The organism is Devosia sp. FJ2-5-3, assembly GCF_029201545.1.
GTDB lineage: Bacteria > Pseudomonadota > Alphaproteobacteria > Rhizobiales > Devosiaceae > Devosia.
On the sequence record NZ_CP104007.1, the window covers coordinates 3483157 to 3503047 of the forward strand.

The 19891-nt window shown below is 64.1% G+C and carries 19 protein-coding genes; 10 read left to right on the forward strand and 9 right to left on the reverse strand.

What is annotated here, in order from left to right; all coding sequences use genetic code 11:
- Positions 1-55 precede the first annotated feature (55 nt).
- From N0P34_RS16770 to N0P34_RS16785, 4 genes are all read left to right on the forward strand, one after another.
- Entirely contained in the window at positions 56-1225 is a 1170-nt protein-coding gene (locus N0P34_RS16770; RefSeq protein ID WP_275604365.1) for a M20 aminoacylase family protein, read from the forward strand.
- 224 nt (positions 1226-1449) lie between these two features.
- Positions 1450-1785, forward strand: coding sequence for an endonuclease domain-containing protein (locus N0P34_RS16775; RefSeq protein WP_275604366.1), 336 nt, complete (start codon positions 1450-1452; stop codon positions 1783-1785).
- A 294-nt stretch (positions 1786-2079) separates the two neighbouring features.
- Positions 2080-3147, forward strand: coding sequence for an AbrB family transcriptional regulator (locus N0P34_RS16780; protein WP_275604367.1), 1068 nt, complete (start codon positions 2080-2082; stop codon positions 3145-3147).
- A gap of 28 nt (positions 3148-3175) precedes the next feature.
- A complete protein-coding gene (locus tag N0P34_RS16785; RefSeq protein WP_275604368.1) occupies positions 3176-3463 on the forward strand; it encodes a hypothetical protein in 288 nt (95 codons plus the stop codon).
- A 296-nt stretch (positions 3464-3759) separates the two neighbouring features.
- Here the strand turns inward: N0P34_RS16785 and N0P34_RS16790 are convergent, their stop codons facing one another.
- The gene (locus N0P34_RS16790) at positions 3760-5388 is read right to left on the reverse strand and encodes an alpha-glucosidase family protein (protein WP_275604369.1); all 1629 of its coding nucleotides are present in this window, start codon (positions 5386-5388) and stop codon (positions 3760-3762) included.
- 101 nt (positions 5389-5489) lie between these two features.
- On the opposite strand from N0P34_RS16790, the gene N0P34_RS16795 reads away from it, so the two are divergent.
- The 3 genes from N0P34_RS16795 to N0P34_RS16805 all read left to right on the forward strand — a co-directional run bounded on the left by N0P34_RS16795 (position 5490) and on the right by N0P34_RS16805 (position 7311).
- Positions 5490-5951 (forward strand): GNAT family N-acetyltransferase, encoded by a 462-nt coding sequence (locus tag N0P34_RS16795; RefSeq protein ID WP_275604370.1) that lies wholly within the window; start codon positions 5490-5492, stop codon positions 5949-5951.
- Between the two features lie 143 nt (positions 5952-6094).
- Positions 6095-6433, forward strand: coding sequence for a cupin domain-containing protein (locus N0P34_RS16800; protein WP_275604371.1), 339 nt, complete (start codon positions 6095-6097; stop codon positions 6431-6433).
- Positions 6430-7311, forward strand: a complete 882-nt coding sequence (locus tag N0P34_RS16805; protein ID WP_275604372.1) for an alpha/beta hydrolase — start codon at positions 6430-6432, stop codon at positions 7309-7311. The genes N0P34_RS16800 and N0P34_RS16805 overlap by 4 nt, the downstream gene beginning before the upstream one ends.
- A gap of 204 nt (positions 7312-7515) precedes the next feature.
- On the opposite strand, the gene N0P34_RS16810 is transcribed toward N0P34_RS16805, so the two are convergent.
- Entirely contained in the window at positions 7516-8445 is a 930-nt protein-coding gene (locus N0P34_RS16810) for a 2-hydroxyacid dehydrogenase (protein WP_275604373.1), read from the reverse strand.
- Between the two features lie 85 nt (positions 8446-8530).
- Positions 8531-9466 (reverse strand): AEC family transporter, encoded by a 936-nt coding sequence (locus N0P34_RS16815; protein WP_275604374.1) that lies wholly within the window; start codon positions 9464-9466, stop codon positions 8531-8533.
- A 162-nt stretch (positions 9467-9628) separates the two neighbouring features.
- Between N0P34_RS16815 and glpD the strand changes: the two genes are divergently transcribed.
- Both glpD and glpK read left to right on the forward strand, forming a co-directional pair.
- Positions 9629-11122: a glycerol-3-phosphate dehydrogenase gene (glpD, locus tag N0P34_RS16820; RefSeq protein ID WP_275604375.1), complete on the forward strand. Its 1494-nt coding sequence runs from the start codon at positions 9629-9631 to the stop codon at positions 11120-11122.
- A 253-nt stretch (positions 11123-11375) separates the two neighbouring features.
- On the forward strand, positions 11376-12866 hold the full coding sequence (gene glpK / locus N0P34_RS16825; RefSeq protein WP_275604376.1) for a glycerol kinase GlpK: 1491 nt from the start codon (positions 11376-11378) through the stop codon (positions 12864-12866).
- Between the two features lie 203 nt (positions 12867-13069).
- Here glpK and N0P34_RS16830 read toward each other — a convergent pair whose 3' ends face one another.
- From N0P34_RS16830 to pdxH, 4 genes are all read right to left on the reverse strand, one after another.
- Complete coding sequence (locus N0P34_RS16830) at positions 13070-13894, reverse strand: DUF1499 domain-containing protein (protein ID WP_275604377.1); 825 nt, start codon at positions 13892-13894, stop codon at positions 13070-13072.
- Between the two features lie 64 nt (positions 13895-13958).
- The gene (locus N0P34_RS16835; RefSeq protein ID WP_275604378.1) at positions 13959-15098 is read right to left on the reverse strand and encodes a M48 family metallopeptidase; all 1140 of its coding nucleotides are present in this window, start codon (positions 15096-15098) and stop codon (positions 13959-13961) included.
- Positions 15099-16307, reverse strand: coding sequence for a DUF898 family protein (locus N0P34_RS16840; RefSeq protein ID WP_275604379.1), 1209 nt, complete (start codon positions 16305-16307; stop codon positions 15099-15101).
- 10 nt (positions 16308-16317) lie between these two features.
- A complete protein-coding gene (gene pdxH, locus N0P34_RS16845; RefSeq protein ID WP_275604380.1) occupies positions 16318-16947 on the reverse strand; it encodes a pyridoxamine 5'-phosphate oxidase in 630 nt (209 codons plus the stop codon).
- 115 nt (positions 16948-17062) lie between these two features.
- On the opposite strand from pdxH, the gene N0P34_RS16850 reads away from it, so the two are divergent.
- Complete coding sequence (locus N0P34_RS16850; protein WP_275604381.1) at positions 17063-18010, forward strand: DnaJ C-terminal domain-containing protein; 948 nt, start codon at positions 17063-17065, stop codon at positions 18008-18010.
- 109 nt (positions 18011-18119) lie between these two features.
- Here the strand turns inward: N0P34_RS16850 and N0P34_RS16855 are convergent, their stop codons facing one another.
- Positions 18120-18821 (reverse strand): carbonic anhydrase, encoded by a 702-nt coding sequence (locus N0P34_RS16855; RefSeq protein WP_275604382.1) that lies wholly within the window; start codon positions 18819-18821, stop codon positions 18120-18122.
- A 66-nt stretch (positions 18822-18887) separates the two neighbouring features.
- Positions 18888-19826, reverse strand: a complete 939-nt coding sequence (locus N0P34_RS16860) for an L-threonylcarbamoyladenylate synthase (protein ID WP_275604383.1) — start codon at positions 19824-19826, stop codon at positions 18888-18890.
- Between the last annotated feature and the right edge of the window lie 65 nt (positions 19827-19891).

Here is a 19891-nt window from a genome sequence, read left to right on the forward strand (position 1 = left end):
CGGGCGGGAACCGGACAGAGACATTGTCCCCATTCCCACCTGCTTCGGTTCATCCATGCCCATTATCAATCGTATTGCCGAGTTCCACGACGAAATCACCGCCTGGAGGCAGGATCTGCATGCCAATCCGGAGCTGTTGTTCGACGTGCATCGGACGGCGGGCATCGTGGCGGAAAAGCTGCGCGCCTTCGGCTGCGACGAGGTGGTGACGGGCATCGGTCGGACCGGCGTGGTGGCGATCATCAACGGGCGCGGCGGGACGGGCGGCAAGACAATAGGCCTGCGCGCGGACATGGACGCGCTGCCGGTGACCGAGAAGACGGGGGCTCCCCATGCCTCGACCATTCCGGGAAAAATGCATGCCTGCGGACATGACGGGCACACCGCCATGTTGCTGGGCGCGGCGAAATATCTCAGCGAGACGCGCAATTTCGATGGGCGCGTGGCGCTGATCTTCCAGCCGGCGGAAGAAGGCGGCGGCGGCGGCAAGGTGATGATCGACGACGGGATGATCGACCAGTTCGCCATCGACGAGGTCTATGGAATGCACAATTGGCCGGGCATGCCGGTCGGTCAATTCGGCATCCGCGTCGGCGGGATCATGGCGGCCACGGACCGGTTCTATATCGATGTGGTGGGCAAGGGTGGCCATGCGGCGCGCCCCCAGCAGACGGTGGACCCGCTGATCGTTTCGGCGCAGATGGTGGTGGCGCTGCAGACAATCGTGTCGCGAAACCTCGACCCGATGGCCAATGCCGTCCTCAGCGTGACCATGCTGGAAGCCGGCGAGGCGGACAATGTGATTTCGCGCACGGCGAAAATCACCGGCACGGTGCGCACGCTCGATCCGGACGTGCAGGATTTCATCGAGGCCAAGCTGGGCGAAATGGTGCCCCAATTTGCCCGCAGCTTCGGCGCCGAGGCCAGCATCCGCTATGCGCGCGGCTATCCGGTGACCGTCAACAGCCCCGACGAGACGGCCTTTGCGGCCGCGGTGGCGCGGGACGTGGTGGGCGACGATCGCGTGGACGACGATATCGCGCCATCGCTGGGTGGCGAGGATTTCTCCTTCATGCTGCAGGAGCGGCCGGGGGCCTATATTTTCCTCGGCAATGGGGCATCGAGCGAATTGCACACCGACACCTATGATTTCAACGACGAGGCCATCCCGGTCGGCGTGAGCTATTGGGTGCGGCTGGTGGAAAAAGCACTGCCGGTGGGGTGAGATTTTGGCGGGGGGGGGTCGGAAATTCCCCCTCCCGAGCGCCGCTAGGGTCCCTTGGACCCAAGCTTTGCTTGCCCTCCCCCCAAGGGGGAGGGTGACATCGGTGGATGGGTAGGGGAGCGGGTATCCACCGGCCACGGAGAGTGTGTGTTGCGGCGCATTGAATTTGCCACGAGCACAATGCCACCCTCCCCCTTCGAGGGGAGGGCCAGGGAGGGGGGGCGATGTCTCAATTTGCGCGCAAGCTGAGGAAGAACCCGACGCCGGCTGAGATCCGGTTCTGGCGATTGATCGCGCCGCTTCGGACTCTCCACCATTTTCGCAAGCAGGTCGCGATGGGGCCCTATGTCGTGGACTTTGCCAGTCATTCGGCGCGACTGGTGGTCGAGATCGATGGCGACAGCCATTTTGTCGGCGACGGGCCGGAGCGAGATGCTCTGCGGGATGCGGCGTTGCGAGCACACGGCTATCGCGTGCTGCGGTTTACCAATGACGAAGTGATGCGCAATCCGGAGGGGGTTTATCTGGCGCTGGCTGAGACGCTGGGGGAGGAGGTTTGAGACCCGGGACTGCAGTCAGTGACGCTTGAAGGATCACCCCCTCCCTGCCCTCCCCTCAAGGGGGAGGGTGACATCGAGTTCGTAGCACAGGTGGCGAAAATTCGGGGCGTCGGTGCGCGGCGTTTTCTAGTCCACCCACCGCGGTCACCCTCCCCCTTGAGGGGAGGGCGGGGAGGGGGCTCTTGAGCATGATGCTGCTGCCCACGCGCAGACCTCGAAAACCAACTTAGAGCTTTGAATGTGCGGCGAACATGGGCAGGGTGTGGTGGCCTGCCTATTCGATATTTGCCCGCCATGTCCCGCCCTGCCCTGCCTGAGCCATTGTCTTTCGTGCTGACCCTTGCGCTGGCGACGGCCGGAGGGGGCGTTGCAACGCTGTTGGGACTGCCGGCGGGGTGGCTGATGGGGTCGGCGCTGGCGGTGACCGTTGCGGCGATGCTGGGGCTGCCCATCAGCATGCCCAATTGGCTGCGGGACGTGATCTATGTGCTGATCGGCATGTCGATGGGTGCGAGCGTGGCGCCGGACAGCCTTTCGCTGCTGGCGAGCTGGCCGATCAGCCTGGCGGCGCTGGCGATCGAGCTCGTGATCATCATTGCCGCCACAGGCTGGATGCTGACGCGGCTGTTCGGGCTCGATGCGGGGACGGCCTATCTCAGCTCATTTCCCGGACATTTGTCGCTGGTGCTGGGCATCGCCGCCAGCGGGGTGGGCAATCCCCGCCAGATCGTCATCATCCAGGTGATCCGCATTTTCATGCTGACCATTGCCGTGCCGGTGATGGCGGTGTTCTTGCCGCTGGGCGATGGAATAGCGCTGGGGTCGATGGGCGTGATGAGCCCGGTGCAGCTTCTATTGCTCGCGGCTGGGTGCGTGGCCGTGGGGCTGGTCTTTATCAAGCTGAAAATTCCGGCGGGGATGGTGCTTGGCGCGATGGCGGCGGCGACTGTGGCCAAGCTGGGTGGGCTTTACACCGAAGCCATGCCCGGACCACTGATGGTCATCACCTTCATGCTGACCGGCGTGCTGATCGGGTCGCGGTTTGTGGGCATTACGCGGGCGGAATTTCTGGCGGCGGCCAAGGGCGGGGTTATCGCCACGGCGATGACGGTGGGGATCTGTACCGCGATCACACTTGTCGTCGCGCAATTTGTCGACATGCCATTCGGCCAGATCTGGCTGGGGCTGGCGCCGGGCGCCATCGAGGGCATGGGCGCTCTCGGGATCGCGCTTGGCTATGATACCGCCTTCATTGCAGCGCACCATGTCATTCGCCTCTTGATGCTGAGCTTTGCAATTCCCACAGTGGTTATGCTGGTGCGCTGGCAGGAAAAGGCCGCGCAAGATCGCCAGGTCGGCTGAACGGGCCGGACCGAAAATGGAGCGGAAAATGAAACGTCTTGTCATTGCCAGTTTGATGCTGATGGGCCTCACCCTGCCGGCGGCGGCCGTGCCCTATTGCACGGGGTCGGGGGTGAGTTTTTCGTTCGGATTCGCCGTCGGAGAATTCAGCGAAAGCGAAGTGAACGAATTCAATCTCATGCGGCTGCGGCAGATGGGGGTGGACGCCACCGCTGCCGAGAAATGGAACGGCTGCATCCGCGCCTTTGTGCGCAAGCCGGGCGGCGGGGAAGAAATGCAGTTCTTCGACCCGGATAGTTTTGCGCGGGTGTATTGAGAAGAACCTCCCCCTGACAGGGGGAGGGGCGCAGGAGCGTATGGGTTTTTGGGCTCGCTGAGTGGCCCTCGGGTCGGGTCCGAGGGAAGCCTGGCGCTGTGTTGGGAGATCGAGGCAAACGCGAGCCCCCCACCCCAGCGCCGCTACGGCCTATCGGCCGAGCTCTGCTACCCTCCCCGCGAGGGGAGGGAGCGCAGGAGCCGGTGGGTTTGTGTTTGAGGCCATGACCCCGCCATTCGAGCGTAGCTCTCATGGCCTTCGGCACTAAAATCGCCCCACCGGGGCGATTTTGCCTTTCAGGCCGTGACCGAAGCCTCCCCCGCCGGGACTTCGACGATCGCAAAACCGTTGGGGCCGAGGGAGAGGTCCTCGTCGATGAAGGTGGCGTTGTGGCTGACGGGCTCGAGCGGCGTGCCGATGACACCGGACAGGGTGACGCGGCGCGGCTCGGGCGAGAGATTGAAGACGCAGATCAAATCCTTGTTGCCGGCGCTGCGGCGATAGGCGAGGACCGGCTCGTCGATGTCGAAAAACTCCATGCCGCCGGTGAGAAGCGCCGGCTGGGATTTCCGCCAGGCGAGGATTTCGCGGTAGTAATTGAGGGTCGAGCCGGGGTCTTCGTTCTGGCCCTCGACATTGAGCGCGGACTGGGCGTGCTTGATCGGCAGCCACGGCTTGCCGGTGGAAAAACCATTAGGCGGAGGACCTGCTTCCCACGGCATGGGGGTGCGACAGCCATCGCGGCCCTTGTCGCCAGGCCAGAAGCGGATGCCGCGCGGATCGGTGAGTTCCTCGAAGGCGATATCGGTTTCGGGCAGGCCCAGTTCCTCGCCCTGGTAGATGCAGACCGAACCACGCATGGTGAACACAAGCGCTGCCGCCTGGCGAGAGAGATCGGCGGGCGAGACGCTGTGCGGCGCCCAGCGCGTCATGTGGCGGATGACGTCGTGGTTGGAAAAGCTCCAGCAGGGCCAGCCTTCGCCGCTCGAGAAGAAGGTTTCGAGCTTGCCGCGGAAATGGGCGGCGGTGAATTTGGGGCTGAGGAAATCGAAGGAATAGCACATGTGCAGCATGTCGTTGCCGGCCGTATAGGCCGACATGAGCTCGACCCCGCGCTCATCGTCCCCGACTTCGCCGACGCTGGTGGCGTTCGGATATTCGTCGAGCAGCTTCCGCACACGCTTCAGCCAGTCGATATTTTCGGGCTGGCTCTTGGAGAACTGGTGGCTCTGCATGTCGTAGGGATTGACCTTGAGCGTGTCATCCTTGTCGCGCGGCAGCGGCGGATTGGAGCGCAACTGGTCGTCGTGGAAATAGTAATTGACCGTGTCGAGGCGGAAGCCATCGAGCCCGCGCTCGAGCCAGAAGCGCATGGTGTCGAGCACCGCGTCCTGGACTTCGGGATTGTGGAAGTTGAGGTCGGGCTGCGAGGTCAGGAAATTGTGCAGGTAATATTGCTTGCGCCCGGTGTGCCACTCCCAGGCAGAACCGCCGAAGACCGAGAGCCAATTGTTGGGCGGGGAGCCATCGGGATGCGGATCGGCCCAGACATACCAATCGGCCTTGGGATTGGTGCGGTTGAAACTCGATTCCTGGAACCAGGGATGGCGGTCGGACGAATGGCTGACCACCTGATCCATGATGACCTTGAGGCCCAGCGCATGGGCGGCCTTGATCAGCGTGTCGAAATCCTGCAGCGAACCGAAGAGCTGGTCGACATCCTTATAGTCGGAAACGTCGTAGCCCATGTCGGCCTGGGGCGACTTGGTGATCGGGGAGAGCCAGATGCAATCCACGCCCAGGCTGGCAATGTGATCGAGCCGCTCGATGATGCCCGGCAAATCGCCGATGCCGTCGCCATTGCTGTCCTGAAACGAGCGGGGATAGACCTGATAGATCACTCCGCCGCGCCACCATTCCTTCATGGACCTGTTCCTTTGCTGAATCCGCGCGCTAGGCTAGCTGTTTGTGGCGCGGCTGAAAATTGGGCGCAGCGCAGGGCGCCCCTGCATGAGGAGCCGAAACGATGGCGATAGTCACGGCTTTGCTGATTGACCATGGCGAGACTGTGACGCCGCTGGTGGATCTGCTCGAGGCAAGTTGGCCCGAATGGTATAATCCGCGTGGCGCTTCGGCACGGGCCGACCTGGCCGAACGCATGCAGCGGGAGCATTTGCCGCTGGGGATCGTGGCCTTTGTCGACGGAGTTCTGGCGGGCACCTGCGCGCTGGCGGCGCGGTCTGGCGGGGTGGTGAGCGAGCGCGGGCCGTGGCTGGGGGGATTGGTCGTGGACCCCGCGCTGCGCGGACAAGGCGTGGGCGGTACGCTGCTGGCAAGGTCGCTGGTGGAGGCGCGGCGGCTGGGGCACGAGCGGGTCTATGCACTGACCGCCAGCGCAGAGGCGCTGTTCGTGCGGGAGGGATGGCGGCTGGTGGAGACTACGCAGGTGGGTGGGGAAGCGCACGCGGTTTTCGTGCGGACGAGCTGAGGGGCCAGATCGTGGGCAGAGCCCCTCACCCCAGCCCTCTCCCCAGAGGGGCGAGGGGGCGATGGAGCGGAGGGCCGAGCGCCGGTGTCGAAAATCCGCTCTGTTTCTCGTCATAGTGGAGGATGCAGTGAGGAGAGACTGCGATGGCGCATATTGTGCGGGCAGCTGACCAGATCCGCGGCAGCGGAAAAACCATACGCTTCGAAGGCGCCACGGCAGGGACGCCGATTTCGTTCTTTGCGGTGGATGTAGGGCCAGGACAGGGGCCGAAACTGCACCGGCACCCCTATGCCGAGACATGGGTGGTCAAGCGTGGGCGGGCGCTGGTGGTGGCGGGAAGCGAGCATTTCGAAATCGGGCCGGACGATGTGGCCGTGGTGCCGGCGGAGGTGCCGCACAAATTTACCGCCATCGGGACCGAGCGGCTGGAAATGACCTGCATTCACGCGGCGGGGACGATGGTGCAGGAGAATCTGGAATGAGAGGGCTGGCACTGGCCGCCCTCTGTGCGGTTGTGATGGCCACCGGCGCGATGGCCCAGGAACAGGGAGCAACACAGATGAACGCCCCAAGCAAATCCTACCGCGTCGCGGTGAACGGCGTTGCGCTTCACTACGAAATTCACGGCGCGGGCAAGCCGCTGGTGATGCTGCATGGCGGGGTCAATCCGGCGGATATGTTCGGCGCGCCATTGGCGGCAATGGCCGAAACGCATCAGGTGATCGCCGTGCATCTCCGCGGGCATGGCTTGAGCAGCGACGGCGATGCGCCATGGAGTTCGGAACTGATGGCGGACGATGTCGATGCGCTGCTGGAGGCAATCGGGATCGGAAGCGCCGATGTGATGGGCTATTCGCTGGGTGGCGGCGTGGCGCTGCAACTGGCGATCCGGCACCCGGAGCGGGTGGGCAAGCTGGTGATGGTTTCGGCCAGCATCAAGACAAGCGGGAATTATCCGGAGGTGGAGGCTGCCTTCAAGGCGATGGGGGCACAGGCGGCCGATATCGGGGCGTATCTTGCGACCACGCCCATGGGAAAGATGTATCCCGATGTGGACTGGGAAAAACTGATGCGGCGGACCGGGGAGATGGCGGCGGCGCCGTTTGACTGGTCCGAGGGGGTGAAGGCGCTGACCGTCCCCACGCTGGTGATCTTCGCCGATGCGGACATGATGTATCCGGCCCATATTGCCGAAATCTATGGGCTATTGGGCGGGGGGACGCGGGATGCGGGCGTCGATGGGGCGCTGCGGCCGACGCCGAACCAGCTCGCCATCATACCCGGGACCACGCATTATGATCTGATCAGCAAGGGGGTGGGGCCGGTGACGGAGTTTGCCAGGGCGTTTCTGGGGGAGTGAGGCGATAGAGCCGAGGGATTGGGGCTTTCGGAGTGGCCCTCGGGTCGAGCCCGAGGGAAGCCGGGGGGACAATTTGGGGGATCGGGGCTCCCGTACCCCCACCCGACCTCCCCCTCGAAGGGGGAGGAGTGGAGCGGGGCTCTCGATGTCTGGCTTTCCACTGGTCGGTCCCTCCCCCGTCTTCCGGGGGAGGTTAGGAGGGGGTCAGACGACGGCCGAGATCAGCGGTTCGCCGGCGAAGTGTTTTTCGAGATTGGCGACGAGAAGCGCGCCCATGGCGTCGCGGGTCTGGTTGGTGGCGCTGCCCTGGTGGGGGGAGAGCACGACATTGTCGAGGCCGAAGAGCGCTTCGGGGACCGAGGGCTCGTCTTCGAAGACGTCGAGGGCCGCACCACCGAGGCCGCCGCTTTGCAGGAGCTCGACCATGGCGGCTTCATCGACGAGCGTGCCGCGCGCGACGTTGACGATGGCGCCCTTGGGGCCGAGGGCTTCGAGGACTTTTCGCGAGACGATCTTCTCGGTGCCCTTGCCGCCGGGGGCGATGATCACCAGCCAGTCGGCGTCGCGGGCCATGTCTTCGAGATTGTCGTAATAGACATAGGGGACCGAAGGCTGGGCATGGCGGCCGTGATAGACGACGCGCATTTTCATGGCCTGGGCGCGGGTGGCGATTTCCTTGCCGATACGGCCAAGGCCCAGAATGCCCACGGTCTTGCCGGTCAATTCGGAGAAAAGGCCGAAATTGCCGGCGAGCCATTTGCCCTGGCGCACATATTGGTCGGACTGGGGGATGCGGCGGGCCAGCGAGATCATGAGGCCGATGGTGAGCTCGGCCACCGCATCGTTGAGCACGTCGGGCGTGTTGGTGACGCGGATATTGCGGGCCTTGGCGGTGGCGGTGTCGATATTGTCATAGCCGACGCCGAAGCTGGCGATGATTTCGAGATTGGGAAGCGCGTCCATGAGATCGGCCTGCACGCCGGAGCCGGCATGGGCGCGGATGCGGGCGCCGTTTTGCTTGAGCCAGGCGGATTTGTCGGCCTGTTCATGGAGTTTGTGGACGGTGTAGCGCTCGGCAAGCGCCTCTTCGCAGGAGGCCAGCAGCGGGCCGGTCTGGAGAATCTCGATGGTCATGAAAAGCGTCCCCCTCGGGTAGCAATGGAATAATAGTCAATATCGATGACGCGTCACCCCGTGACCGGGTTGCGTGTCAAAAACCCTAAAAGCTCAGAATATAGAGCCAGGCGGAAATGGTCAGCGCCGACAATATGGTGGCGATGAGAATGGTGTTGGCGGCGACGCTGGTGCCGCGGTCGTAATAGGTGGCGAAGACATAGATGTTCACCCCGGCCGGCATGGCGGCGAGGAGGATGCCATAGCGGGCGATGTCCATCGGCACGCCGAGCACATGGATCATCAGCACATAGGCGAGCAGCGGGTGAAGGATGAGCTTTATGAGCGAGGCCACCAGCGCCTGACGCCAGTTTTCCGAGAGCTTGAATTCGTTGAGCGCGCCGCCAATGCCGAAGAGCGCGGCGGGAACCACGGCCTGGCTCATCATGGAGAAAAACGCCTCGGCCGGCTCGATGAGCTGGAGATTGATGAGCGAGCCGATAATTCCGGCGGCAATGCCCCAGATCAGCGGATTGGAGACGACGCGGCGCACGGCGACGATGAGGGTCTTGCCCAGCGGCTGGCCATCGCGGCGGACGAGTTCCATCGTCACCATGCCGAGAGTGAGCAGGATCGCGCCATGGAGCCCGATAATGGACAGGGTGACCGGCAGGGCCCCTTCCCCGTAAGCGCGGGTGAGAATGGGCAGGCCGATGAGCACGGTATTGGTGAAGGTGCCGGCAAAACCGACCGAGACGCTTTCGCCCGGACGATTGGCAAAGACACGCCGGGCGATGAAGATGCCGACGGCAAAGCAGATGAAGGCGCCGAGATAAAACGGCCCGATGATGGAAAGATTGAACGCCGAGCGGAAATCGCTGGTCAGGATGGACAGGAAGAGCAGGCAGGGCGTCGCGAAATTATTGACGAAGGCGATGAGGCTTTTGACACCCTCGGCCGGGAACAGGCGGAAGCGAACGGCGCCAAAGCCAAGCGCCATCATGGCGAAGATGGGCGCGATAACAAAGAGGATGTCGAGCATTGGCCTGCAGGTCCGGGCCGGAGGAACAGCGCAGGCCTAAACGTTCATTCCGGTGTGGTCAATTGCGATCTGGTATGGAAGGAGTCTCCTGCCAAAACGAAACATAAAGCGTTCACAAACGAAAGATACTGACGTAAAAACGAAAGGCGCGGGGATAAGATCATGAGCGAGACGGCGATGCTGGATGTTTTCGTCATTGGCGGGGGGATCAATGGCGCGAGCGTCGCCCGCGACGCGGTCGGGCGCGGCTTCACCGTCGGTCTCGCCGAAATGAACGACTTTGCCTCGGGCACGAGTTCGGCCGCGACCAAGCTGGTGCATGGCGGGCTGCGCTATCTCGAGCATTATGAATTTCGCCTGGTGCATGAGGCGCTTGCCGAGCGCGAAGTGCTGTGGGCGGCGGCACCGCATATCATCTGGCCGCTGCGCTTCGTCCTTCCCCACCACAAGGGCCTGCGCCCGGCCTTCGTGCTGCGCTCGGGGCTCGCCATGTATGACTATATGGGCGGGCGCAAATTGCTGCCGCCGACCAAGACGCTGGACCTGACGCGCGATGTGACCGGCAAGCCGCTGAAGCCGGGTTTCAGGCTCGGGTTCGAATATTCGGACTGCTGGGTGGACGATGCGCGCTTTGTGGTGCTGAACGCCCGCGACGCGGCGGACAAGGGCGCAAAGATCTTTGTGCGCACCAAGGTGGTGTCGGCGCGGCGCGAGCATGGCGGCTGGACCATCGAACTCGATGGCGAGGGCGGGCGTGAGAACGTACGCGCAAAACTGCTGGTCAATGCGGCCGGACCCTGGGTGGACAATGTCATCAATGGGGTGATGGGCAAGAACGGGGCGCGCAATGTGCGGCTGGTCCAGGGTAGCCATATCGTGGTGAAAAAGCTCTATGATCACGACCGCTGCTATATTTTCCAGAACGGGGATGGGCGGATCATTTTCGCCATTCCCTATCAGGATGATTTTACCCTGATCGGCACAACCGACCGGGATTATGTCGGCGACCCCAAGGATGTGAAGATTTCCGAAGAGGAGACGGATTATCTCCTTGGCGCGGCCAGCGAATATTTCGCCAAGCCGGTGACGCGGGACGAGATCGTCTGGAGCTATTCGGGCGTGCGGCCGCTGTTCGACGATGGCGCCAGCGCGGCGCAGGAGGCAACGCGCGACTATGTGCTGAAGGTCGATGGCACCGCCAGTGAGGGCGCGGCGATCAATGTGTTTGGCGGCAAGCTGACGACCTCGCGGCGGCTGGCGGAATCGGTGCTGGAAAAGATCGAGGGGTTGCTCGGACACAAGGGCCCGGCCTGGACCAAGCAAAGCACCCTGCCCGGCGGCGATTTCCCGACACTCAATTTCGAGGCGGAAGTGCGCCGGCTGGGCATGGATTTTTCCGATTTGCCACAGAAGCTGACGCGGCGGCTGATGCGGCTTTATGGGACCAAGGCGCGGGTGCTGCTGGGGGAGCACAAGAGTGTGGAGGCGCTGGGGACCCATTTTGGCGCCGATCTCTACGCGGCCGAGGTGGATTATCTAGTTGCAGAGGAATGGGCGCGGACGGCACAAGATATTTTGTGGCGGCGCACGAAGTTGGGGCTGCGGGTCGGGCCGGAGGATGTGGCGCGGCTGGAGGATTATCTGGCGGGCAAGTGAGACCCCCTCCCCTCCTCCCCTGAAGGCGGGGGAGGAGGGGGGCGGTGGTGGTGGGGAGAGCCTCGGCAGTATTCCCTCGGGCTTGACCCGAGGGGCTCTATCGGCGGGTAACTTGCCTGCATCTGGGCTCGCGGAGTGGCCCTCGGGTCAAGCCCGAGGGAAGCGGGGCTTCGCAAAATGATTTGGGCAAAGCTGCGCACCCGAACCGAAAGGTCCCGAAAGGGGAGAGGGTGACGCAGCAGGTGGAGGGAAAATGACAAAATATATTCTGGCTATCGATCAGGGGACGACGTCGAGCCGGGCGATTGTGTTCGATGCGGACCGCAAGATCGTTGGGGTGGGCCAGAAGGAATTTACCCAGATTTTCCCGAGGGATGGCTGGGTGGAGCATGACCCGGAGGAGATCTGGGAGAGTGTGGTTTCGACCATTCGGATTGCGCTCGAGAAGGCCGGGATCGGCGCCGGGGATGTGGCGGCAATCGGGATTACCAATCAGCGCGAGACGACGCTGATCTGGGACCGGGCGAGCGGCAAGCCGATCCACAATGCGATCGTCTGGCAGGATCGGCGGACGGCTTCGATCTGTGCGGGGCTGAAAGAGGCAGGGCATGAGGCGCTGTTCACCGAGCGCACGGGACTGCTGCTCGACCCCTATTTTTCCGGCACCAAGGTGAAGTGGCTGCTCGAGACGGTCGAGGGCGCGCGCGAACGGGCGGAACAGGGTGAGCTGGCCTTCGGGACGGTGGACAGCTTTCTGATCTGGCGGCTGACGGGAGGGCGGGTGCATGCCACCGACGCGACCAATGCGGCGCGGACGTTGATGTTCGATATTTCGCGCAATATTTGGGACGAGGAATTGTTGGGCCTCCTTGGCGTGCCGAAGGCGCTGCTGCCGGAGGTGAAGGATTGCGCCGATGATTTCGGGACAACCGATGCAAGCCTCTTTGGGGCGGAAATTCCCATCCTTGGCGTTGCGGGCGACCAGCATGCGGCGACGATCGGACAGGCCTGTTTCGAACCGGGCATGGTGAAATCGACCTATGGGACCGGGTGTTTTGCCGTGCTCAATACCGGGCGGGATCTGGTCCGCTCCAATAATCGGCTGCTGACCACAATCGCCTATCGGCTCGATGGCGAGACCATTTATGCACTCGAGGGATCGATCTTCATCGCCGGGGCGGCGGTGCAGTGGATCCGCGACGGGCTGAAACTGGTGCAGCATGCCAGCGAGACCGGCCCGCTGGCGCGCAGCGCAGACCCGAGCCAGCATGTCTATATGGTGCCGGCATTCGTGGGGCTGGGCGCGCCCTGGTGGGACGCCGAGGCGCGGGGCGCCATTTATGGGCTGACGCGCAATACCGGGCCGGCCGAAATCGCCCGGGCGGCGCTGGAGGCAGTTTGCTACCAGACGCGGGATTTGCTCGAGGCGATGCGAAAGGACTGGCAGGGCGACGGCAAGGAGACGGTGCTGCGGGTCGATGGCGGCATGGTGGCATCGGACTGGACGATGCAGTTTCTCGCCGACATTCTCGATGCGCCGGTCGACCGCCCGACGATCCTGGAGACGACGGCGCTGGGGGCGGCGTGGCTCGCCGGCATGAAGGCGGGCATCTGGCCGGGCATGGATGCGTTCGCCCAGAGCTGGGCGCGCGATATCCGCTTCGAGCCGAAAATGGATGAGGCGGTGCGCGAAGAGAAAGTGCGCGGCTGGGATGATGCGGTGCAGCGGACCCTGACGCGTTAGGGCAAGGACTGGTGGCTCGCCCCCTCCCCGGCCCTCCCCTCAAGGGGGAGGGTGTCTGGCCGGTGGGCTTGGGGAGAATGGGGCTGGCGGAGTGGCCCTCGGGTCAAGCCCGAGGGAACCTGGCGGGCGACGATGGTTCGGGGCTTTGCTAAGGCACACCCATCCCCTCAAGGGGGGAGGTGACGCATCGTCTATGCGCAGAGTTAACCGCCTGCGTCCTCGACCTCAGGAGCGGCATCTTCGTCGGCGGGTTGGGGCTGGTTGGCGTTGGGGTTGTCGCGCAGGAGCGTGGTGACTTCGCCGTCGAGGGCGACCATGAATTCGGAAATGCGCAGGCCATTGGAGCCGAAATCGTGCACGGCATTGATCGAGGCCGAGCGCATGTCGATGGCCGCGCCCTGCGGGTCCGGGGAAACGCGGATCACCACTTCCTCGCGCCAGCCGGCGAGCGTCGTGATGCGCGCATTGAGCCGCCCATCCGGTCCGTTTTCGCCCGGAGCATAGCGCAGGCGCACATCCCAGCCGCGCTCGGCAACGAGGCGCTCGGCCATGGAAAAGAGTTGCGCCGGATCGAGCGGATAGCGGCGCGTCGTGGCATTGGGGAAAATCCGGGCCTGATCATCGGCGGAGATCAGCTGCGGAGCGGGCATGGCCCGCGTATCGGGCAGGAAGAGCAGCGGCAGTTCGCCCCACGCTGTCGTGGCGATGTCGGTGACCGGCGGGTAGCGCCAGGCGAGATACCCATAATAGGAAAAGGGCAGAAGGCAGACCAAGCCCAGGAAGAGCCCCATCAGCGCCCTGCCCCAGCCCTGATCGCCACTGTACCACAGACGCATCAGCGCGAGCAGCGCAACGAGTATGGCAAGGAGCGCCAGAGCGCCGGCGATCAAGGCGGCGATGGAGAAGCTGGGGGAATCGATAAAGCCAAGGTGGTGCAAGCCAATGGGCAAGACCAGCAGCGGCACAGCCAGCCGGCCCAGCCGCTGTGCCCAGATGGCCCATTTCGAGGTACGGATCAGTATGCGCACCGGCGCCAATTCCCCTTTGCTGCGCGCACTCTAGCGGCAAGGTCTTTCTCTAGTTTGAAGATGATCAGGGCCGCTTCACTTTGGTGGCCTGAGCTTGGCACATGGTGCGGATCGCCTCCCATTCCTCCGGGGTAAACGGCGGCTCGAGACCGGTTGGACGCTCGCGCGACAGCGCTTCGAGCGCCACTCGCCGATCATCGGTGAGGGGATGGGTGTTGAGGAGCGCCAGCGCCCGGCCGAAAGCATCATCCTGGCTGACGCGGGCGATGAGCGCCGCAAGGCCGGCGGGCTGGTAATCAAGGCGCTGGGACACGAGTGCGGCGAAGCGGTCGGCCTCGCGCTCGGCCTCGCGGGAGAAGCGCGCGTCGATGATGGTGGCGCCAAGGCCCGCTGCGACGGAAATGCCGGTCATGTCGCCGAGGATGAGGCCGATCAATGCGCCGGTGCCGGCCGTGGAGACCAGCTGCTCCATGCCGTGGCGATATGCGATATGGCCGATCTCGTGGGCGAGGACGCCGGCGAATTCATCTTGTGTGCGCGCCGCATTGAGGAGGGCCGAATGGAAATAGATCCGTCCGCCCGGAATGGCGAAGGCATTGGGAATATCGGAGCGGACGACGCGGATATCGGGGGTGAAGGGGGATGTGGTTTCGGCCAGCGCCTCGGCGGCGAAGCGGGCAATGGCGCGATTGGCCAGACTTTGCGGATCGGGATCGCACAGCGGCAATCCGGCAGCGCCGCCAAGGCTCGCCTCGACCTGTTCGGCAACGGTCGCGCCGATGCCCTCTTCCCAGCCGGGAGGAATGAGGTGGACGACGCGACTGGCGAGAAGGGGCACGAAAAGGATGTAGGCGAGGATGATCGAGGCCAGCGACAGGGTGCCGATCATGGCGAGGCGGAACTGCCTTGCGCGCTCTTGCCGCTGACGTTGGCGCAGCAGAGGCAGGGTGGCGCGGATGCGGGCGATATCGGTTTCGGTCTCCACGATGACCCGCGCGCCATCCGGGGCATCGGTGGCGCCAAGGCGCAATTGCCCGGGACGGGCAGCGATCTGGACGAGGTTTTGCGCAGGCCAGCGGACGAGGACATCGGACGAGCCGGCGGGATGGACGAGAAGAGCGCCGTCTCCCTCGGTGCGCTCATAGCTCAGGACGACGTCGTGTACGCGGGAGGAGAGACCATCGTGGTAGCGGGCGGGTATCATCTAATAGCCCCCGATATTGAGGGCATCGGCGAGGCCTTCGCCGGCCAGGGCCTTGTCTTCGGCGCGGGCGCGGACATCGGAGAGCGTGTCGAGCCCCGCTATCGAGGCGCTATTGGCGAGCAGGTGCCAGAAGCCATAGCCGAGGAAAAGCTCGTGAACATAGGTGAAGGCACCAAAGAGCAGGAGATAGCCGAAGATAATGGCGAGCAGCGTGATGGTGCTCGACTGCATGGCCCGCAGCAGCAGGTCGAAATCCACCCCGTAGCCGGCAAAGGCCTCGCTGGCGAGGATGGTGAGGACGACAAAGCCCCCCAGCGCGAGGAGGATGTAGGCGGCGACCAGCGCGATGGCGAAAAGGACATATTGCCAGAAGAGGCGCAGGCCGGAAAAGCGCAGGGTGAGTGTCGCGTCGCCCAGACGAACGGCGGAGAACATGCGGCTGATTTCGGCGGCGCGGTAGAAGGTGACGACGGTAAAGCCGGCAAGGAGCGGCAGGAGGAAATTGAAATAGCCCGCGGGATCGCCTTCGAGCGGGTTTTCGAGGAGGCCGGTCTGCTCGGCGATGACAATGGCCCAGACGACAATCGCGGCCATGGCAGCCCAGGCGAGGTAGAAAGGCAGCGCCAAGTGTTTCCAGCTGCCGGCAAAGCCGAACTTTCGGTCGCCATACCAGCTATTGGCGTAGCGATAGGACCAGAGATCGGCGGCCATGAAGGGATAGGCGAGGCCAAGGGTGACGAGGGTCAGGATCGACCAGAGAAAGCGGCGCAGCGCGTAGACCCAGGCGCTGCCGGCCTGGTCGAAACGAATGCCACGCCAGAGGGTGCGCGACAGGCGAAAATCGCGGGCGCGATATCTTGCATAGCCGAAGAGGAACCAGAGCAGCACCGCAGCCGCGCCATAGCCGATGATCACAACGCTGGCCGACTGGGTGGAGAGATAGAAAAAGAGCCCGTAGACCGGGACGAAGACCACCAGCGCCATGAGGAAGCCGACCAGCAATTGGCCCGCCCCGCCGGTATATTCAAGCGTATCGCCACCGATATCGGTGTGGCCCCAGTAAAAGCGGCGGCGGGCCGTGGTGAGCCAGAACCGGTAGAGGCCGATCGTGGGCACGAGTAGGACATAGTACCGCAGAAGGATCAGGGCGAACGCGCTGCGCCTGCCCCAGAAGCGAATTGCGGATGTGCCCGAAATTTCGCCAGCCATGGCAGGTCCGCTACGGATAGAGCCGCTGGCTGGTCCAGGGGGCGCTCGGCGCGTCGCGAACGAATTTCACCCGGTCGTGGAGGCGGAACTCGCCATCCTTCCAGAATTCGATGCTGACCGGGAGAATGCGAAAGCCCGACCAGTGAGGCGGCCGCAGCACGGCGCCATCACCGATCTCGGCGGCAAGATCTGTGACCCGTTCGATCAGCGCCATGCGGCTTGGCAGCGGGCTGGATTGCAGCGAGGCTGCGGACGCAATCTGGCTGCCGCGGGCGCGGGAGGCGAAATAGGCATCGGCCTCCTCGGGCTGGACGACCTCGACGGGACCGCGCACGCGCACCTGGCGCCGGATGGTCTTCCAATGCATGACCATGGCCGCCTGCGGATTGGCCCGCAGCTGCTGGCCCTTGGCGCTTTCGAAATTGGTGAAGAAGACAAAACCGCGTGCATCGCGCGCATTGAGCAGCACCATGCGCACATCGGGCATGCCGTCTTCGCCCGCACTGGCGAGGGCCATGGCATGAGGATCGTTGGGCTCGGAGGCCTTGGCGAGGGCGAACCACTCCTCGAAAATGGCCATGGGATCGAGCCCTGTCCGGTCGCCGTCGTCGAACAGGCGCTCGGAAAGTGTATGCTGCATCTTCGTAATTTCCCGCGCTTCTCACCCTTCACAAACTGGACAAGCGAAGGGGGCGTGGCCATATAGGACTCGAATTGTAGGCGAAGCAACGCCTGACCACACTAGATTGGACCAAATGCGCGATCCTTACACCGTGCTCGGGGTACCACGGTCCGCAAGCGAGAAGGACATCAAGTCCGCCTATCGCAAGCTGGCCAAGAAATATCACCCTGACCAGAATCCCGAAGACCCTTCGGCTCACGCCAAGTTTGCCGAGGCAACGCATTCCTATGATCTGCTGGGCAATGCCGAGAAGCGGGCCCAGTTCGACCGCGGCGAAATCGACGCCGACGGCAATCCGCGCTTTGCCGGTTTTGGGGGCGCCGGTGGTGCCAGAGGCGGCGCGCGCGGCGCGGCAGGGGCCGGCGCCGGTTTCTCCGCCGAGGATATCCTCAAGGAATTCATGAGCGGCTTCGGCGGGCAACCGCGCGGTGGCGCGGGTGCCGGTGCCCGAACCGCAGGCGGCGCCCAGTGGGACCCGTTTGCAGGGGGCACAACCGGCGCGCGTCCTGGAAAGGGCGACGATATCGTGGTGACCGTCGCGGTGTCGCTGGAAGACGCCCACAAGGCCGCCTCGGTGCCGGTGCGCATGCCCACGGGCAAGGTGCTGTCGGTCAAGCTGCCCGAGAAGGTCGAGGAAGGCCAGCAGATCCGCCTCAAGGGCCAGGGATCTCCCAGCCCCTATGGCGAGCCGGGCGACGCGCTGGTGACCGTGAAGTTCGAAAAGTCCAAGCAGTTCCGGCGCGACGGCAACGATATCCGCACCGATGTGGCCATCGCGCTTTACGAAGCGGTGCTGGGCGCCAAGGTGCGGGTGCCGACGCTGGATGGCCCCGTGGAGCTCAATTTGCCGCCCGGTGTGGACACCGGCAAGGCCCTGCGCCTCAAGGGCAAGGGCCTCTATGGCGATGGCGATCTCTACGTGAATTTGCGGGTGATCCTGCCACCGGGCGGCGACCCGGACCTGGAGGCGCTGGCGCGGTTCATGCGCGACCAGAAGCCGTACAAGGTGCGGGATAACTAAGCCCCAGGCTTGATGGATTGCCCGGACGAGTAACGATGAGGGGATGAAGCGGTGGCTCTCATCCCCCCAACCCGGCCCTCCCCGCGAGGGGGAGGGAGTGGAGCCGATGTCAGACGAGGCCGACAGCGCCCGTAGCCAGATCGTAGACCCCGCCGACGATCTTGACGTTGCCTGAGGCGACCTGACCGGCAATGATCGGCTGGGCGGTGGTGAGGCGGCTGACCCCCAGACGCACATTTTCGGTGATCGCCGTGTTGAGCACGTCGCCGCCTGATGCCAGCGCCAGTTCGGCAGCGGGCTTGATCTCGCGCAGCATTTCGGGGAGATGGCCGGGCAGCTCGATATTGTCGCGAACCACCTTGATGGCTGCGTCCACCGCCCCGCAATTGGAATGGCCAAGCACCATGATCAACCGGGTGCCGAGGAAGTTGACGGCGTATTCGAGGCTGGCGAGGCCATCGTCGCTGACGAAATTGCCGGCGAGACGCACGACGAACAGATCGCCGGGGCCCTGATCGAAAGCCAGCTCAGGGGAAACGCGGGAATCAGCGCAGCTGAGGATCGCGGCGAAGGGCCGCTGGCTCAGGGCGCGCTCGGCGCGACCGGCCGAGAAATCAGTGTTGGTCCGATTGCCGGAGACATAGCGGGCATTTCCCTCCAGAAGGCGCTGGAGCGCCGCATCGGGATCGACGGTCTCATCGGCCGGCTGGGCCGCGAGCGGCAGCGTGCCGGCAGCCAGAGCGGCGAGGCCACCCATCAGCACGGTTCGCCGCGATGGCCGGACCGAAAGTGACCCACACGACATGCACATTTTCAGAACTCCCCCAAAGCCTTGGAGGCAGTGTGCACGGGCAAGATTGCCAATTTCTCACCGCCGCTAGGGGCGCGGGGCAGCCGCGCGGGCGAGACGATCATTGATGGCTTCGCCGAGGCCGGTCTCGGGAATGGGGGCGACGGCGATGGTCGAGGCGCCCGTCGCATCGATCTCGTGGAGCATGGAAAAGAGATTTCGTGCGGCTTCGCGGAGATCGCCGGTGAGCGATAGGTTTTTCGTCGGACCGTCGAAATTCACGCCGGGACCGAAGGCGAGATAGGCTTCGCCCTGTTGCGGCGTCGTATTGAGGCGGATGCGGGCTTCGGGGGCATAGTGGCTGAGGAGCATGCCCGGCGCCGAGATTTTTGCGCCTTTTTCGGCCAGTTCCACTTTCATCCCCATTGCCGCCTCGATGTCCTCGCGCGGCATGGCGCCGGCGCGCAGCTGGACGAGGCGATCGCCATCGATGGCGATGATGGTGGATTCAACACCCGCCTTGCAGGGGCCGCCATCGAGCACGGGGACGGCACCGGCAAAACCGCGGCGCACCTGGGCGGCGGTGGTTGGCGACAGTTTGCCCGATGGATTGGCGGAAGGCGCGGCGAGCGGTCGGCCGGTGGCGCGCAAAAGAGCGCGGGCCAGAGGATGATCGGGAATGCGAATGGCGACAGTGGTCAGGCCGGCGGTGGCGACATCGGCAAGGCCATTGCCGGGCTTTTGCGGCAGGACAATGCTGAGTGGGCCGGGCCAGAGCGCGGCAAGGCGCAGGGCCAGCGGCGAGAATTCGGCGTAAGTCTGCGCCATCTCGAGATCGGCGAAGTGGATGATCAGCGGATTGAAGCGCGGACGGCCCTTGGTCTCGTAAATGGAAAGCACGGCATCGGCATTGGTGGCGTCCGCGCCGAGGCCATAGACTGTCTCGGTGGGAAAGGCGCAGAGCTTTCCGGCGCGCAGCAAGGCGGCAGCGTCCTCTATCTCTTGCTGGTCCGGGGAAATGGTCATGGCGGCTGTTTGACAACAGGCCCGGGCCGCGTCAAGACACAGATGCGCAGAACCGGAAGGCCACA

Bases quoted from the DNA above. Each gene is read 5' to 3' on its own strand.
- N0P34_RS16770 (WP_275604365.1), top strand. From the start codon at position 56: ATGCCCATTATCAATCGTATTGCCGAGTTCCACGACGAAATCACCGCC.
- N0P34_RS16775 (WP_275604366.1), top strand. From the start codon at position 1,450: ATGTCTCAATTTGCGCGCAAGCTGAGGAAGAACCCGACGCCGGCTGAG.
- N0P34_RS16780 (WP_275604367.1), top strand. From the start codon at position 2,080: ATGTCCCGCCCTGCCCTGCCTGAGCCATTGTCTTTCGTGCTGACCCTT.
- N0P34_RS16785 (WP_275604368.1), top strand. From the start codon at position 3,176: ATGAAACGTCTTGTCATTGCCAGTTTGATGCTGATGGGCCTCACCCTG.
- N0P34_RS16790 (WP_275604369.1), bottom strand. From the start codon at position 5,388: ATGAAGGAATGGTGGCGCGGCGGAGTGATCTATCAGGTCTATCCCCGC.
- N0P34_RS16795 (WP_275604370.1), top strand. From the start codon at position 5,490: ATGGCGATAGTCACGGCTTTGCTGATTGACCATGGCGAGACTGTGACG.
- N0P34_RS16800 (WP_275604371.1), top strand. From the start codon at position 6,095: ATGGCGCATATTGTGCGGGCAGCTGACCAGATCCGCGGCAGCGGAAAA.
- N0P34_RS16805 (WP_275604372.1), top strand. From the start codon at position 6,430: ATGAGAGGGCTGGCACTGGCCGCCCTCTGTGCGGTTGTGATGGCCACC.
- N0P34_RS16810 (WP_275604373.1), bottom strand. From the start codon at position 8,445: ATGACCATCGAGATTCTCCAGACCGGCCCGCTGCTGGCCTCCTGCGAA.
- N0P34_RS16815 (WP_275604374.1), bottom strand. From the start codon at position 9,466: ATGCTCGACATCCTCTTTGTTATCGCGCCCATCTTCGCCATGATGGCG.
- glpD (WP_275604375.1), top strand. From the start codon at position 9,629: ATGAGCGAGACGGCGATGCTGGATGTTTTCGTCATTGGCGGGGGGATC.
- glpK (WP_275604376.1), top strand. From the start codon at position 11,376: ATGACAAAATATATTCTGGCTATCGATCAGGGGACGACGTCGAGCCGG.
- N0P34_RS16835 (WP_275604378.1), bottom strand. From the start codon at position 15,098: ATGATACCCGCCCGCTACCACGATGGTCTCTCCTCCCGCGTACACGAC.
- N0P34_RS16840 (WP_275604379.1), bottom strand. From the start codon at position 16,307: ATGGCTGGCGAAATTTCGGGCACATCCGCAATTCGCTTCTGGGGCAGG.
- pdxH (WP_275604380.1), bottom strand. From the start codon at position 16,947: ATGCAGCATACACTTTCCGAGCGCCTGTTCGACGACGGCGACCGGACA.
- N0P34_RS16850 (WP_275604381.1), top strand. From the start codon at position 17,063: ATGCGCGATCCTTACACCGTGCTCGGGGTACCACGGTCCGCAAGCGAG.
- N0P34_RS16855 (WP_275604382.1), bottom strand. From the start codon at position 18,821: ATGTGCATGTCGTGTGGGTCACTTTCGGTCCGGCCATCGCGGCGAACC.
- N0P34_RS16860 (WP_275604383.1), bottom strand. From the start codon at position 19,826: ATGACCATTTCCCCGGACCAGCAAGAGATAGAGGACGCTGCCGCCTTG.